This is a genomic window from Bariatricus massiliensis, assembly GCF_900086725.1.
Classification (GTDB): Bacteria; Bacillota; Clostridia; order Lachnospirales; family Lachnospiraceae; genus Allocoprococcus; species Allocoprococcus massiliensis.
In genome coordinates, this window is sequence record NZ_LT574836.1 from 1 (window position 1) to 15,440 (window position 15,440).

Below are 15,440 nucleotides of genomic sequence, written 5' to 3' on the forward strand. Positions count from 1 at the left end.
AAGATGAGATATCCCTACGAAAGTAGTAAGACCCCTTGAAGACGACAAGGTAGATAGGGCAGAGGTGGAAGTGCAGCAATGTACGGAGCTGACTGTCACTAATCGGTCGAGGGCATAACCAAGAGGTAGGAAGGGAAAAATGGATGGAATGATTAGATTTGTATGCGGTTTTGAGGGTACACCGAAAGCAACTTAGTGAATATACAATATAATAGACAGACTAGCCTGTGGACTTTTTGTTCACAGGTTTTTTAATAACACAGATGGAGAACGGATATGCAGGAGAAGAGGTATACGGTCGGCGAGGTGAGCAAGATTACGGGGGTATCGAAGGATACCTTGCGGTTTTATGATAAAATTGACTTGTTTAAGCCATCCTTTGTGGACGAAAATAATGGTTACCGATACTATACATATGACCAATTTTGGAAAATAGATATCATTGTTTGCTGCCGTAAGCTAAATATTTCCACTCAGAAAATCCGGGAGATTCTGTCTTCTGAGGATAATGACATTGTCGTCAAGTTAATGAAAGAGCACCAAAAGGAGGCTCTGGATTTAAGTAATTATTTTAAACATGTGGCGGAGGACATCGAATGGTATGTGAAGCAGCACAGTCAAATATGTCAAGCGGAGCTGCACTAGGCGGTAAAGGTGAAAAAGCTTCCTAAAAAGACTGTTATTTATGGAAAAAATACGCAGGACGCACGGGCATATCATTTGAAACTTCAAGAGATATGTCGTGACGCTATTCACCATAATGATTCTATCAGACGGAATTATGGCTTTATCCTTGACTATAACCAGATCAGCCAAAATAAGTTTGTAAAACAAGGAGAGTACATAGAATTACCAGAGAGCGCACTTGCCTATGTGGATACGGAGTATGTTGTCACATTACCAGAAGGGTATTATGCCTGTTATATGACTCATGTTGTTCAGGATTCTGCGGATTTTACTGCGCTGCTCCAGTGGCTGCAGGAACATAAAATCAAGCCTCAATTCGTTGTAGCCGATGAAGTGGGGCTGCAGCTCTTTGAGTATCTTGAACATGGATATCCTTGTGAGGTAAAAGTTTTTTTAGGGGAAACGATGAAATGTGATTGACCTTGTAGTAACTCCAACCTTTATACTGAAATCAGAAAAGGAAACAGGATGCTGATTATAGTGTAAAGGAGGTTTTATTATGTCTTACAGTGCGACGAAATTGCAAGTCGAGGCGTTTCAGAAGGAGCATGACGAGTTAGGGACGAAACTGAATTTAGGAAAAGAAGTTTTGTGGCTGACGCAGGAAGAGTGTATCAAAGCGGGACCTAATGTGGAGGAAACCATTGAATTGATCAGGCAGGCGTTGGAGGCTCATGGGAAGAAGGAGTATGAGATGCCGGCTAAGATTGGGATACATCCATTCTCTGATGTGTTCTTTCATGCGATGCCTGCGTATGTTCCCAACAATCTGGCCTGCGGCATGAAATGGATAGAATGTTTTCCGAGAAATCCGTCAGAGTACGATCTGCCCCAGACTACAGGCCTTCTGATACTGAATGATATTCTTACAGGGATACCGATTGCCGTTATGGATTCCGCATGGCTTACCGCAATGAGAACGCCCGCGGTTACTGCTCTCGCGGCGGAAGCGCTCCATCCGGATGCAAAGACATTCGGAATGTTCGGCTGTGGTGTGCAGGGAATTGGGCATATTAGATATATCACCAAAACTTTAAAGAACCTTGAGAAAATATTTATCTACGATGTCAATGATAAGAGCATGGAAAATTTGATAAGTGAGGTGTCAGAAGAAGTTTCCGTTCCTATTGTCAAAGCATCAGGGCCGGAAGAACTTGTGAAGAGCTGCGAGGTGATAAGCTCGGCCACAATTATCTTGCTGGGGCCTTTAAAGGTAGTGAAAAAAGAATGGGTCAGAAAAGGGCAGACGATATTACCGTGTGATTTGAATACATTTTGGGAGCCTGAAATCTGTAGAATGGCTGATAAGTATATTGTGGACAGCATCGATGAGCATAAATTATTTGAGAACATGGGATATTTCCCGGACGGTCTGGCGGACATAACCTGTGAAACAGGAGAAGTGATTGCGGGGCTTCATGCGGGACGGACGAATGAAAATGAACTGATCGTCTGCAGCAATATCGGAATTTCAGTTAGTGATGTTATTATGGGGAAAGCAATATTAGACAGAGCATTTGAGATGGGGCTTGGAAGGAAAGTACCCCTATAGTCAAACATAAGATTTTTGAGGGTAAAATCAACAAAATGATTTTACCCTCTTTTATTTCTATTCAGAAGTCAGTTGATCAAGAGACTTGAAAGTATATCCCATTTCCTCCCATTTGGTGAGTAGTTCATCAAGAATTGCAGCGTTTGTGGAAGAGGTGCTGTGGAGAAGTACAATAGCTCCGGGATGAATACGGGTCAGCAGCTTGTCGAAGGCTTCTTCTTTGCTGGGCTGGTTATCTTGATACCAATCCACATAGGCAAGGCTCCAAAAAAATGTTTTATAGCCTAACTCCTGAGCCATTTTTAAATTATTTTCACTGTATTTTCCTTGAGGAGGACGGTAGTATTTAACCATTTCCTGCCCGGTAGTTTCCTTATACATCTTTTCTACAGATTGGACTTCCTCGGCAAAAGCTTCTTTTGTAGAAATCTGCGACATATCCTTGTGGTGATTCGTATGATTTCCAACAGTATGCCCCTCCGCAGCCATTTGTTTAATCAAGTCTGGATTCTCGGAGAGAAATGTACCAACGACAAAAAAAGTGGCAGGTACTTTATGCTTTTTGAGGGCCTCCAAAATGGGGGCAGTATTGCCATTTTCATAACCGCAGTCAAAGGTAAGATACAGAACTTTCTCCTCGGTATCCTCGGCGTAATATGCGTCATATTTCTTTAACTCCTCGAATGTAGCGTTAGCTACAGGAGGCTGCCCTTCGTCTTGAAAACTTAAGCCCCAGTTACCTTCGGCTGAAGTCATAACTGTTTCTGGCGCAATCTTTTCTTCAACACGCCCAGCTATATCACCTGCTAAAAAGGCCAGAGCAAAGACAAAGGCAACGGTGAGAATCTTTTTGATACGGGATTTGGGTATCATAAGCGCTCCATTTATGTACATAGTCTTTATAAATACTATGCATCTTTTCGGCCTGTTAAAACTAAAAATTCCCCCTTTAAAACAAAAGATTTTACATTTCCTACAAAATCTATTGCTCAGTTGTAAAAAATATATAAAATATAGATATAAACAGAACATATCCGGCCGGAATATGAGAGCAGAGTTCAAGAAAAAGGAATTAGGAAAAGGGGAAAGAAAAAGTGGAAAAAAAGAAAAAATTGTCAATATCCCTCACGACCCAGATACTTATAGCGACAGTAGGAGGTATTGTATTCGGTGCTGTTGTAGGTCCATGGGCTTCAAATTTAAAATTTATCGGTGATATCTTTATCCGGTTGATTCAAATGTCTGTTATTTTGCTGGTTATGTCTGCTGTCGCGGCGGCTGTAGGAAGTGGAGACGGACAGGATGTAGGAAAGATGGGATTCCATACTTTCAAATGGATTATTTTCTTTACTATTATTTCTGCAAGCTTAGGTATACTTTTATCGATGCTGGTACGGCCGGGCGTTGGAATACAGATCGCAAGTGCCGAAGAGATTGCGAAGGCCACGGTAGAATCTACGTCTCTGCAGGATACGGTATTAGGATTTGTATCTACAAACATTATAGGCTCTATGGCTGACAGCGCTATGGTGCCCTGCATCGTCTTTGCATTATTCTTTGGTGTGGCTATGGGTGCGTATACAAGACAGAGCGGCAACCGGAATATGGTAGAGTGGGTGACTGGCTTTAACTCAATTATCACGAACATAATTAAAACGGTCATGAACATAGCGCCAATCGGTATTTTTTGTCTTCTGGCAGACGTTGCCGGCTCCACCGGATTTAAAGTCATTATACCAATGATGAAGTTCTTAGGCGTACTTTTTATAGGCGATGTCATTCAGTTCCTTATTTATGGGCCTTTGACAGCCACTTTATGTAAAGTGAATCCAGCAAAGATGCCTAAGAAGTTCGCAAAGATGTCAATGATGGCTGTCACTACCACGTCAGGCGCGATTTGCCTGCCTACAAAGATGGAAGATGCGGTTACAAAATTCGGTGTGAGCCGTAAGGTGGCTGATTTTACTGGGCCCATCACCATGTCCATGAACAGTTGTGGCGCTGCAATGTGTTATGTCGTTGCAATTTTCTTTATGGCACAGTCCACAGGTATTAACTTGACAATCTATCAGATGGGGATGGCAATTCTCCTTTCCTGCCTCATGTGCATGGGAACCATCGTAGTGCCCGGCGGTTCTGTGATTGTATATACGTTTTTGGCTTCATCACTGGGGCTGCCGCTGGAAAGCATAGCTATATTGATTGGTATCGACTGGTTCTCAGGGATGTTCCGTACATTGATGAATGTAGACGTGGATGTCATGGTCGGAATGCTGGTTGCAAACAAACTGGGTGAACTTGACCGTGATGTCTATAATGGTAAAAAAGAAGTTACATATTAAAATATTTGAATTAATGTATGTCGACGTGAAAAAAATCATACAAAGCCTTGTGGCCTCCGGTATATCTCTGGGATGTACCGGGGGCTGCACATGTTTCTTGTCCCTTTATTTAAGATGTGCTATGATAGATTTACAAAAGTTATCTTTGGTACAGTGAGGGCGGAGCAGAGAGGAAGTTTATGCAAGCAGATAATTTGGTATTTCAACTGATATTAAATATTGGGCTGTTGGCGCTTGTGGCCAATCTCCTTTCTAAATTAAGGATTATCCAGAATATCATCCTGCAGGAGCGCAGAAGTGTCAAGAGTCAGGCGCTTTTATCACTGGTGTTTGCCGGAATTATTATATTGTCTACATATACAAGCATTGACATTGGAGGTTATAGCCTGAACACCCGGGTAATCGGGGCCATGGCGGCCGGAGTACTGGGTGGTCCTATTATAGGTTTGTACGCTTCTTTTTTGAGCGCTATCTATGTTTATTTTTTTTCACAGCCTCAGATGTTCGCGATGGCTTCCGCATTTTCCACTGTTTTGTTTGGATTGCTGGGGGGAGGTTTTTATCCCTATTTTCAACGGGGCAAATGGAAGTACCGGGATTTGTTTCTCTTGACGTGTTTTGCTGAAATCTGTGATATGATTGCCCTGCTAAGGCTCTCCTCTCCGTTTGACATTGCATTGAATACGGTGCTGGAGATTGCGGCTCCTATGATTTTGCTCAACTCAATCGGGATATTGATATTCATCTCCAGTTTTAATAATGTGTTTATTTTACAGGATATAGAGAGCAGCCGGCAGCTTCAGCAGGCTTCTGAGCTGTCTAGAAAATGCCTTCCATTACTGAGCCATGGGTTTCACGAAGGGGAGGACATGCATGAGCTGGCCTCGGTTATATTGAGAGAGACCGACTGGATGGGGGTCATGCTTACTGACAGAACAAAGATTTTAGAATGGCAGCAGAAGGGAATCGAATATCAGCCGGAAGATTTGACCCGGATTCCCAGAGTCGGGAAAGATGCTATGCGGGCCGGTGAGCTGATGACGATGTACCATGTGCCTAAGAGCAGTTCTTGGTACGAGTGGATGAAGGAATATTCTATGGTCGCCGCTCCGTTCATGCTGAAAGAACAGGCGGTTGGATGCTTGATTGTGTGGATGAAAAAGACGTGGGTCTTCCGGACAAGTGAATTGGAACTGCTCCAGCATGTCGTCACATTAGGCTCCTATCAGATTGCCATGGCAGAGCTGGAGCACCAGAAAGCTATGTGGCAGCAGGCAGAATTAAAGGCCCTACAATTTCAGATTAATCCTCATTTTCTGTTTAACGCACTTAATACTATTTCCAGCGTATGCAGGGAGGACTCGGAACGTGCCAGAGAGCTGCTGGTAATTTTGGCCAATTATTTCCGCTATAATCTGGATGGGACGACGGGCATGGTGCCGATGGAAGAAGAAATACGGCATGTAAGAGATTACCTTGCGCTGGAGAAGGGGCGATTTGAAGAAAAGCTGGAAGTAACTTACGAGCTGCCGCCCCAAATGGATATTCTGATTCCCACTTTGATTTTGCAGCCTGTCGTGGAAAACGCGGTAAAGTATGGCATTAATCATGAAGGGCGCCGAATCGTCAAAATAAAGGTGGAAGAAAACAAAGAAAAATTTGTAGTCAGTATCAGCGACAAAGGAAAGGGATTTCCGCCGAATGTGATTCAAGCATTAGAATCGGGAGAGAGCATGGGGAAGAGCGTAGGATTGAATAACGTGTATAAGCGAATGGAAAGTATCTATGGAGATGACTGTAGACCAAGGATAATTAGTTCTGACAAAGGAAGCTGTGTGCAGCTTACTTTCAAGAAAGGATGTTGAAACTATGGCTGTGAGGATAGGGATTATCGATGATGAAAGACCGGCGAGAAGTGAGCTCAGACACCAGCTAAAGGAGCTATTGCCGGAGGCTGTAATCGAGGAGGGGGACTCAGGCGCAGCGGCATTGGAACTTGCGGGAGAAGCTAAGTTCGATCTTTTTTTTCTGGATATAAATCTGGGCGATATCAATGGCACACTTCTGGTGAATGCACTGAAAAACATGAGACCGAAGATGAAAATCATCTTCGTGACGGCATATTCTGAGTATGCTGTTAAAGCTTTTGAGCTTGGTGTGGAAGATTACATATTAAAGCCCTATGACAAAGAACGCTTAAAAAAAGTCCTTAGAAGATTACATATGGAGTTCGCCAAAGAACAAGACAAAGATAACGGGCTGCTGAAACGCATCGCGATTAATTGCGAAGGGAAAACAATATTTGAAGAAGTTGACAATATTATATTTGTGGAGACTTACAATAGAGGATGCATTATCCACACAAAAGAAAAAGAATATTTTGAAGGCAAAAATATAGGAGAATTTGAAAAGAAACTGCCGGAAGAAAAATTTTTCAGGTGTCATAAAAGCTATCTTATTAATCTCGAAAAAGTAAGAGAAGTTTTTCCGTGGAGAAACAATAGCCTAGGGCTTAAACTGGAAGGATATGACAAAGATATCCTGCCGGTTGGAAGAGAGAAGACAAAAGTACTCCGCCAGCTGCTCGGAGGGTAGGATTACAAGAACTTCTAAATTTAGGGTTGACATTTAAAAAAAATGAGCATATACTATAGAACATCAAAGTGATAAACCGATGAACAAGAGAAGTAAGTAGAGATATTTATTCACAGAGAGCTGCAGGTGGTGTGATTGCAGTAATAACAGTTTTTACCGAATGGACTTGTGAGGGCAGCTTGAAACTGAGCATTCAGGAGTAGACGCTGACGGGATTCTCGCCCGTTACCAAGGAGATGTGTATGTCAGTACATAAAAGAGCGGTCGATATAATCGGCAATTTGGGTGGTACCGCAGAAGTAGATTACAAAGCTTTTGTCCCTTTCAACAAGAAAGGGGCAGAAGCTTTCTTTGCGTGCAGGAACTGAGCCGTGCGCCATCTTCGAAAAGACGGAAGCGGAATCGAGGTGCGTGCGCACGGCGGATGTCTCTTTTACATACACGAAGCAATATAAACATGAAAGCAGCAGGAGGACGAAAGTATGTATCCAGATTGTGACCAGATTCAAAAGCTAGCTTCGAGCTATGATATTATTCCAGTGAGCAGGGAGATTTTTGCCGATGTTATTACACCGATTACCCTTCTCGGGAAAATTGCAGCAGTCAGCAAGCGGTATTTTTTGTTAGAGAGTGTAGAGGGCGGAGAAAAATGGGGACGTTATTCTTTCCTAGGATTTGACCCACTTATGAGGATATCCTGCAGAGACAGAAAGGTAACGATTGAGACAAAAGATAGTACTGTAGAGCAGGAGAGTGAACGGCCGCTTGATGAAGTGAGAAGGATTCTTCAAAAATACAGGGCTCCAAAGCTACCGGGTCTTCCCCCCTTTGCCGGCGGGTTCGTGGGATATTTTTCTTATGCGATGATTGGATATACGGAGCCAAAGTTAAAAATAAAAAAAGGCGCCTTTGACGATTGTGATTTGATGCTTTTTGATAAGGTGATTGCTTATGACCATTTGAAGCAGAAGATCAATGTCATCGTAAATATGAAGACCGATAAAGTGATGGAAAACTATGGGAAGGCAGCGGCTGAGATAGAGGGATTGGTCAATTTGATAAGAAACGGAGAGGCGCCGGATATTTCAGGAGGGAACACAAAGGCAGACTTTACATGCAATGTAAGTAAAGAAGAATATTGCAGGATTGTAGAAAAAACAAAAGAATATATTGTGGAGGGCGACATTTTTCAGGCTGTAATATCCCGGCAGTTCACGGCTCCTTTTGAGGGAAGCCTGATGAATCCTTATCGTGTCCTTCGGACTACAAATCCTTCGCCTTATATGGTTTATTTGAACTTAGACGGTCTAGAGATTATGAGTACATCTCCTGAGACGTTAGTAAGGCTGCAGGACGGCCGGCTCACTACTTTTCCAGTGGCTGGCTCAAGACCGAGAGGAAAGGATGAGGGGGAGGACCGGCAGCTGGAAGAGGAACTTCTGTCAGACGAAAAGGAACTCTCGGAGCATAATATGCTGGTAGATTTAGGGAGAAATGATTTGGGGCGTATCTCGAAGTTTGGGACTGTTGAGGTCACGAAATATAAGATGGTGCACAAGTATTCGAGAATCATGCATATATGTTCACAGGTGGAGGGCGATATACGTAAGGAATGTGATGCGCTGAGTGCGATTGAGGCGGTGCTCCCGGCAGGAACTCTTTCTGGGGCACCCAAAATCAGGGCATGTGAGATTATTGAAGAGCTGGAAAGCGAGGCGAGGGGAATCTACGGAGGAGCACTTGGTTATATTGATTTCACCGGTAATATGGACACCTGTATCGCCATTCGAATGGCGGTGAAAAAGGACGGAAAAGTTTATGTGCAGGCAGGGGGAGGTATTGTGGCAGACAGCGTTCCGGAGATGGAGTATGAAGAGTCTGCCAATAAGGCCGCGGCTGTGATGAACGCCGTGAAAGCTGCGGGGGAGGTGTTGAAGTAATGGTACTTTTGATTGATAACTATGATAGCTTTTCCTATAATTTAGTTCAGCTTGCAGGAAGCATCAATCCTGATATCAGAGTCATACGTAATGATGAGATGGATGTGCAAGAGATAAGCGCAATGAAGCCGGAGCAGATTATTCTTTCACCCGGACCGGGATATCCAAGGGATGCGGGTGTCTGTGAAGAAGTGGTGAAAAATCTGCAGGGGAAGGTTCCAATCATGGGGGTATGCCTAGGGCATCAGGCTATCTGTGAGGCCTATGGCGGCCACATCCGCCATGCCAAGAAATTAATGCACGGAAAGCAGAGCCTGATTGAACTAGATTGTGAAACTTCATTATTTCAAGGACTGGAAAATACAATAGAGGCGGCAAGGTATCACTCTCTGGCCGTACTGGAGGAGAGCCTTCCGCAGGAACTGATTGTGACAGCGAGAACGGCGGATGGAGAGATTATGGGAGTGAGGCACCGGAAGTATCCGGTCTATGGGCTGCAGTTCCACCCGGAGTCTATATTGACACCAAAAGGAAGAGCAATACTAGAAAATTTTTTACAGGAGGCAGTGAGATGATTAGGGAAGCGATTGCAAAATTGACAGAAAATCAAGATTTAACATACAGTGAAGCGAAAGCGGTGATGGAAGAAATAATGGATGGCACAGCGACACAAGGACAGATGGGAGGATTTCTTATGGCCCTGAGCATGCAGGGGGAGACCATTGACGAGATTACGGCTTTTGCCACGGTGATGAGGGAGAAAGGTGTGAAAATCCAACCGGAACGTGAGGTGATTGACATTGTAGGCACAGGGGGAGATAAGGTAGGGACATTTAATATTTCTACAACAGCGGCCTTTGTGGTAGCAGCAGGCGGTGTGCCTGTGGCAAAGCATGGAAACCGCAGTGTATCCAGCAAAAGTGGAGCGGCGGATGTACTGGAAAAGCTGGGAATCAACGTGTCTTTAAGCGCCGAACAGAATGAGCGGATTCTCAATGAAACCGGAATGTGCTTTATGTTCGCCCCTGTCTATCACGCCTCCATGAAATATGCGGCTCCCGTCAGAAAGGAGCTGGGCGTGCGGACTGTATTTAATATTCTCGGACCGTTGTCCAATCCGGCGGCAGCTACCATGCAGCTTTTGGGCGTATATGACAAAAAATTAGGAAAACCATTGGCACAGGTGCTGGCAAATCTTGGAGTGACCAGAGGGGTTGCTGTCTGCGGGGAAGATGGATTGGATGAGATAACATTGACTGGAGAGACGGAGGTTCACGAGATTCGTTTCGGAGAAATCACTTCCTATTCTATCACTCCAGAGCAGTTTGGTTTGAAACGCTGTCCGCTGGAAGACTTGATAGGTGGCTCGCCGGAGGAGAACGCGGGGATTACGCTGGACATTCTTACTGGCAGAGAGACGGGGCCCAAGAGAGACGTAGTACTTTTAAATGCAGGGATGAGCCTGTATCTCGGAATCGATGGGATTACGCTGGAGGAGGGAATCCACATGGCAGAGGAGCTTATCGACAGCGGCGCCGCAATGAAAAAATATGAAGAATTTCGTATGGCCACACGGAGGTAATTATGATTTTAGATAATATAGCGGCGGACACAAAAATCCGTGTAGAAAAAGCAAAAAAGAAAGTGCCGTTTTCCGAGATGAGAATGCAGGCACATTTAAAAAACAGCAATACCGGATTTCCTTTTGAAAAAATGCTGGCAAAACCGGGTATTCATTATATTTGTGAGGTGAAAAAGGCATCGCCCTCGAAGGGAGTGATTGCGGAGAAATTTCCTTATCTTGAGATAGCGAAGGAGTATGAACATGCTGGAGCAGGGGCAATTTCCTGTCTGACAGAGCCGAAGTACTTTCAAGGACGAAACGAATATTTAATGGAAATCTCCGAGGCTGTCGATATCCCTGTCCTGAGAAAGGATTTTATAATTGATGAATACATGATTTATGAGGCGAAAGTATTAGGAGCCGACGCGGCGCTTCTGATCTGTGCGCTTCTGGATGACGAGTTACTAAAGCGGTATTTGCGCATTTGCCACCGGCTGGGGCTGTCGGCCCTTGTGGAGGTTCATGATGAGGAAGAGATGGATAGGGCGCTGGAAGCAGGTGCGAGGGTAATCGGCGTGAATAATCGGAATTTAAAGGACTTTACGGTAGATATAGAAAACAGCCTTCGTCTGCGGAATAGAGCGCCGGAGGAAATTCTTTTTGTGGCTGAGAGTGGGATTCAGACTGCGGAAGATGTTGCCCGGCTTCGGGCTGCGAAGGTGAATGGAGTATTGATCGGTGAAACATTGATGAGGAGTGAAGATAAAAAAGCTGCACTCTGTGCTTTGAACGGAGGCGGACTTTAGATGGTCAAGATTAAAATATGTGGTCTGAGACAGGATGCGGATATTAAGACGGTCAATAGATATCTTCCGGATTATGTGGGCTTTGTATTTGCCGAAAGCAGGAGGAAAGTAAGCGAGGAGCAGGCAGCAGAGTTAAGAAAGAATCTGGATGAGCGGATTATCCCCACAGGGGTGTTCGTGAATGAGCAGCAGGTAAAGATAGTCCGTTTAGTCAGAAAGGGGATAATTGATGCGGTTCAGCTTCATGGAGATGAAGGAGAAGCGTACATAAGGAGTCTTAAGGCGGAGATTCCCGAAGTGCCCATTATCAAGGCCGTAAGAGTACGAAATGGAAGTCAGATATTGAAGACAGAGAAACTGGATTGTGACTATCTGCTGCTTGATACCTTTACGAAGGATGTATATGGAGGCAGCGGGAAACAATTTGACAAAACCTTGATACCAGAACTGAGAAAACCTTATTTTTTGGCCGGGGGACTGTCTGCTGTTAATGTTATAGATAATTTGAAACTGTGCAGTCCCTATGCCGTAGATATAAGCAGCGCGGTTGAGACAGACGGCATGAAGGATGAAGGTAAAATAAAAGATTTTATAGAAAGGGTTCGAAACTATGAGTAAAGGAAGATTTGGAGGATATGGCGGGCAGTATGTTCCAGAAACACTGATGAATGCAGTGAATGAACTGGAAGAAGCTTATGAAATGTATAAAAATGACCCTGAATTTCAGGCAGAACTTGCTGATTTGTTGAAAAATTATGCCGGAAGGCCGTCACTCCTGTACGAGGCAAAGAAGATGACGGAGGATTTGGGAGGAGCTAAGATATATTTAAAAAGAGAAGACTTGAACCATACAGGGGCACATAAAATCAATAATGTATTGGGACAGGTGCTTTTGGCAAAAAAGATGGGGAAGACAAGAGTCATCGCTGAGACCGGTGCGGGGCAGCACGGAGTGGCCACGGCCACAGCCGCGGCGCTCATGGGAATGGAATGTGAAGTATTTATGGGGAAAGAGGATACGGACCGTCAGGCGCTCAACGTGTACCGCATGGAGCTTCTCGGGGCGAAAGTCCATCCTGTGACTTCTGGGACTATGACTCTCAAGGACGCGGTGAATGAGACCATGCGTGAATGGGCGAATCGCATGGATGATACCTTATATGTTCTCGGTTCTGTCATGGGGCCGCATCCATTTCCTACAATTGTGCGAGATTTTCAGAAGGTAATAGGTCAGGAAATAAAAGAACAGATGCTGGCAAAAGAAGGGCGTCTGCCGGATGCTGTAATCGCCTGTGTGGGCGGTGGCAGCAATGCCATAGGAGCCTTCTATGAGTTCATACCGGACGAGGAGGTACAGCTTATCGGATGTGAGGCGGCAGGTTTAGGAATTGACACAGAGAAACATGCTGCGACCATCGCCAAGGGGAGTGAAGGGATTTTCCACGGCATGAAGTCATTGTTCTGCCAGAATGAATATGGGCAGATCGCTCCGGTATACTCTATTTCAGCCGGGCTTGACTATCCGGGAATCGGGCCGGAACATGCTATGCTGGCGGCCGAAGGACGGGCGCAGTATGTGCCGGTAACAGACGAAGAAGCAGTGGAGGCCTTTGAGTATCTATCCAGAACGGAGGGAATTATTCCTGCGGTAGAAAGTTCACACGCGGTGGCATACGCCATGAAGCTAGCCCCTGAAATGGGAAGAGACAAGATTATCGTGATCAATATTTCCGGGCGGGGAGATAAGGATGTAGCGGCAATTGCAAGATATAGAGGAGTGGACATTTATGAATAGAATTAAAAAAGCGTTTGAAAATAAAAAAGCATTTATCCCCTTTATAACAGGCGGAGACCCGAATCTTGAGGTGACAAAAAAGCTGCTCATCGCCATGCAGGAGGCGGGAGCGGATTTGATAGAGATTGGAATTCCTTTTTCAGACCCCATCGCAGAGGGCGTGGTCATTCAGGCCGCGGACGAGCGGGCGTTAGCCGCCGGATGTACGACCGACAAATTGTTTGATATGGTAAAGACAGTACAGGATGAAATGAATGTGCCAATAGTTTTCATGACTTATGTGAATCCAATTTTTGCATATGGAAAAAGAAAATTCATGAAACGCTGTGTGGAATGTGGGATTGCGGGTGTTATTGTACCGGATCTGCCGTTTGAGGAGAAGGAAGAACTTGCAGAGAGCTGCCGGGAATACGGTGTAGAATTGGTGTCGCTGATAGCCCCCACATCCCATGACAGGATTAGGATGATTGCAAAAGAGGCGGAAGGATTTTTGTATTGTGTGTCGTCATTGGGTGTAACGGGGGTGCGGAGCGAGATTACGACTAATATAGAAGATATGATTGATAAAGTGCGCGAAGTTACCGACATACCCTGTGCGGTAGGGTTCGGCATAGCGGCGCCTGAGCAGGCCGAGCGGATGGCAGCAGTGTCTGACGGGGCAATTGTGGGTTCTGCAATTGTGAAGATAATAGCGCAGTATGGTGAAGAATGTGTGCCGTATGTAAAAGAGTATGTGAAGAAGATGAAGGATGCAGTATTGAGGGCTTAGAGACGGCCGCTGGGATTCTGCCCCAGCGGCCGGGAGTTTTACAGCTGTCTTATATTGAAGGCAGTGGTTTGTGGAGGAATACTGGCTGTTTGGAAATTTGCGTGTGTAACTCGAACCATCTGCCCCGGCATCAGATTGCGGAATCTTATGGGAGCGCCAGAGCGGTTTGTGAAAGTGGTTTCATTTGTAATATTGAATCTAGTTTGATTATTAATATTGTCGGGGTTCGCTGTAATGAGATAGTCATTGTCAAAATCAATCAGAACAATCCGTCCGGTCGTTACCGATGAGGGGCGCTGGGGCGGAGAGGGTGGACGCTGGGGCGTCATTTGAACCATGACCACAAGTGCGTTGGACTGAGGCGGTATACTTTTTGTCATGCGGGCGGAAAATATAACATTTACCCACATGCCTTTTTGAAGGCAGCACACACACATACTTTGTCCGAAGGAATTTAGAACGGTGGTGTTTCGTAACAAATTTAAGCGGAGTGTCTGTATGGAAGTTGTATTGTTTCTCTCGGGTACAGAATAAGAGACTAAGATATATCCGGTAGAATTATTAAAACAGGAAACCTCTTCGATAAAAGCGTTGTTTATCCGGCTGATGTTTCCTTGGGTAATTATAGTTCCCCTAGGATCATTGCGCATAGAATTCACCATCTGTAATTTTTATATATTGTATGTGTTTCAAGAAAAAAGGTGAGTTCAAACATGAAGAAAGAAGTGAAAAAATATTGACAATACTACAGGATTATGATATAGTATAACTCGGCTGTGAGTGAGCCACATACCATAAAGGGGATTGGTCAAATGGTATGACAGGAGTCTCCAAAACTCTTAGCGGGAGTTCGATTCTCTCATCCCCTGCTGGAAAAGCACCGTATTTACGGTGCTTTTTTAATGCAAATTTTTAGAGATTCTCTAGTAATATGATATACAGTGTTGTATCATAAACTAAAAGGAGGATATAGTAAATGGATAATAGAAATATGAAAGTACTTGGTGGTGTTGGAACAGTTATAGGTGCAGGAATCACAATCTTCGGAAAAACAAAATACGATGCGGCAGCAGGCCAGTACAGAGTGTCAGAAGAATTTGGACACGTTAATAGTGCCGATATTTGGTCAGGACATATGTCAAACTATAAAATTTGCATTATTATTGGAGCCATCGTATTATTGATTGGAATAATTATTTTAATAGCAGGTTTTTTGGCGGCTGGAAACAGTCAAGTCAATGAAAACGAAAATGTAAAAGAAAATAACAAAACTGCATCACAAAGATTAAAAGAATTACAGGAAATGAGAAATGAGAATCTAATAACTCAAGAGGAGTTTGACGAAAAGAAAAAACAGATTTTAGAATCAATGTAAAGTACTAGCATTCAA

General features: G+C 44.3%; 16 protein-coding genes, 1 tRNA gene, 1 rRNA gene and 1 other annotated feature. Of the genes, 16 read left to right on the forward strand and 2 right to left on the reverse strand.

All coding sequences use genetic code 11. From position 1 onward, the window contains the following. The 4 genes from BN6465_RS01735 to BN6465_RS01745 all read left to right on the forward strand — a co-directional run. Positions 1 to 122 (forward strand): 23S ribosomal RNA (locus BN6465_RS01735); the annotation flags it as partial. 154 nt (positions 123 to 276) lie between these two features. After that, positions 277 to 645 carry a MerR family transcriptional regulator gene (locus BN6465_RS20900; protein WP_199882778.1) on the forward strand — a complete coding sequence of 123 codons (369 nt, stop codon included), beginning with the start codon at positions 277 to 279 and terminating at the stop codon, positions 643 to 645. Positions 646 to 654: 9 nt separating this feature from the next. Beyond that, positions 655 to 1,107: a hypothetical protein gene (locus BN6465_RS20905; RefSeq protein WP_199882779.1), complete on the forward strand. Its 453-nt coding sequence runs from the start codon at positions 655 to 657 to the stop codon at positions 1,105 to 1,107. Between the two features lie 79 nt (positions 1,108 to 1,186). Then, positions 1,187 to 2,239 (forward strand): ornithine cyclodeaminase family protein, encoded by a 1,053-nt coding sequence (locus BN6465_RS01745; protein ID WP_066731129.1) that lies wholly within the window; start codon positions 1,187 to 1,189, stop codon positions 2,237 to 2,239. 57 nt (positions 2,240 to 2,296) lie between these two features. On the opposite strand, the gene pdaA is transcribed toward BN6465_RS01745, so the two are convergent. Further along, positions 2,297 to 3,112 carry a delta-lactam-biosynthetic de-N-acetylase gene (pdaA, locus tag BN6465_RS01750; RefSeq protein WP_066731131.1) on the reverse strand — a complete coding sequence of 272 codons (816 nt, stop codon included), beginning with the start codon at positions 3,110 to 3,112 and terminating at the stop codon, positions 2,297 to 2,299. Between the two features lie 221 nt (positions 3,113 to 3,333). Between pdaA and BN6465_RS01755 the strand changes: the two genes are divergently transcribed. The 10 genes from BN6465_RS01755 (at position 3,334) to trpA (ending at position 14,050) form a co-directional block, all read left to right on the forward strand. Continuing rightward, the gene (locus BN6465_RS01755) at positions 3,334 to 4,581 is read left to right on the forward strand and encodes a dicarboxylate/amino acid:cation symporter (RefSeq protein ID WP_066731132.1); all 1,248 of its coding nucleotides are present in this window, start codon (positions 3,334 to 3,336) and stop codon (positions 4,579 to 4,581) included. A gap of 179 nt (positions 4,582 to 4,760) precedes the next feature. Further along, positions 4,761 to 6,446 carry a LytS/YhcK type 5TM receptor domain-containing protein gene (locus BN6465_RS01760; RefSeq protein ID WP_066731134.1) on the forward strand — a complete coding sequence of 562 codons (1,686 nt, stop codon included), beginning with the start codon at positions 4,761 to 4,763 and terminating at the stop codon, positions 6,444 to 6,446. A 10-nt stretch (positions 6,447 to 6,456) separates the two neighbouring features. Next, positions 6,457 to 7,176, forward strand: a complete 720-nt coding sequence (locus tag BN6465_RS01765) for a LytR/AlgR family response regulator transcription factor (protein ID WP_066732701.1) — start codon at positions 6,457 to 6,459, stop codon at positions 7,174 to 7,176. Positions 7,177 to 7,246: 70 nt separating this feature from the next. Next, positions 7,247 to 7,502, forward strand: a binding site (T-box leader). 156 nt (positions 7,503 to 7,658) lie between these two features. Further along, positions 7,659 to 9,116 (forward strand): anthranilate synthase component I, encoded by a 1,458-nt coding sequence (gene trpE, locus BN6465_RS01770; protein WP_066731140.1) that lies wholly within the window; start codon positions 7,659 to 7,661, stop codon positions 9,114 to 9,116. After that, positions 9,116 to 9,691, forward strand: a complete 576-nt coding sequence (locus BN6465_RS01775; protein ID WP_066731141.1) for an anthranilate synthase component II — start codon at positions 9,116 to 9,118, stop codon at positions 9,689 to 9,691. Before trpE ends, BN6465_RS01775 begins: the two co-directional genes overlap by 1 nt. Beyond that, positions 9,688 to 10,698: an anthranilate phosphoribosyltransferase gene (gene trpD, locus BN6465_RS01780; RefSeq protein ID WP_066731142.1), complete on the forward strand. Its 1,011-nt coding sequence runs from the start codon at positions 9,688 to 9,690 to the stop codon at positions 10,696 to 10,698. Before BN6465_RS01775 ends, trpD begins: the two co-directional genes overlap by 4 nt. A 2-nt stretch (positions 10,699 to 10,700) precedes the next feature. Beyond that, positions 10,701 to 11,486, forward strand: a complete 786-nt coding sequence (trpC, locus tag BN6465_RS01785) for an indole-3-glycerol phosphate synthase TrpC (RefSeq protein WP_066731143.1) — start codon at positions 10,701 to 10,703, stop codon at positions 11,484 to 11,486. Further along, on the forward strand, positions 11,487 to 12,104 hold the full coding sequence (locus BN6465_RS01790; RefSeq protein WP_066731144.1) for a phosphoribosylanthranilate isomerase: 618 nt from the start codon (positions 11,487 to 11,489) through the stop codon (positions 12,102 to 12,104). Continuing rightward, positions 12,097 to 13,281, forward strand: a complete 1,185-nt coding sequence (gene trpB / locus BN6465_RS01795) for a tryptophan synthase subunit beta (protein WP_066731146.1) — start codon at positions 12,097 to 12,099, stop codon at positions 13,279 to 13,281. The genes BN6465_RS01790 and trpB overlap by 8 nt, the downstream gene beginning before the upstream one ends. Continuing rightward, on the forward strand, positions 13,274 to 14,050 hold the full coding sequence (gene trpA / locus BN6465_RS01800) for a tryptophan synthase subunit alpha (protein ID WP_066731147.1): 777 nt from the start codon (positions 13,274 to 13,276) through the stop codon (positions 14,048 to 14,050). The genes trpB and trpA overlap by 8 nt, the downstream gene beginning before the upstream one ends. 38 nt (positions 14,051 to 14,088) lie before the next feature. Here the strand turns inward: trpA and BN6465_RS21545 are convergent, their stop codons facing one another. Next, on the reverse strand, positions 14,089 to 14,700 hold the full coding sequence (locus BN6465_RS21545) for a hypothetical protein (RefSeq protein WP_074017754.1): 612 nt from the start codon (positions 14,698 to 14,700) through the stop codon (positions 14,089 to 14,091). A gap of 148 nt (positions 14,701 to 14,848) precedes the next feature. Here BN6465_RS21545 and BN6465_RS01805 point away from each other — a divergent pair. Both BN6465_RS01805 and BN6465_RS01810 read left to right on the forward strand, forming a co-directional pair. Next, positions 14,849 to 14,919: transfer RNA gene (locus BN6465_RS01805), tRNA-Trp, on the forward strand. Positions 14,920 to 15,026: 107 nt separating this feature from the next. Next, complete coding sequence (locus BN6465_RS01810; RefSeq protein WP_066731149.1) at positions 15,027 to 15,425, forward strand: SHOCT domain-containing protein; 399 nt, start codon at positions 15,027 to 15,029, stop codon at positions 15,423 to 15,425. The last annotated feature ends 15 nt before the right edge of the window (positions 15,426 to 15,440 follow it).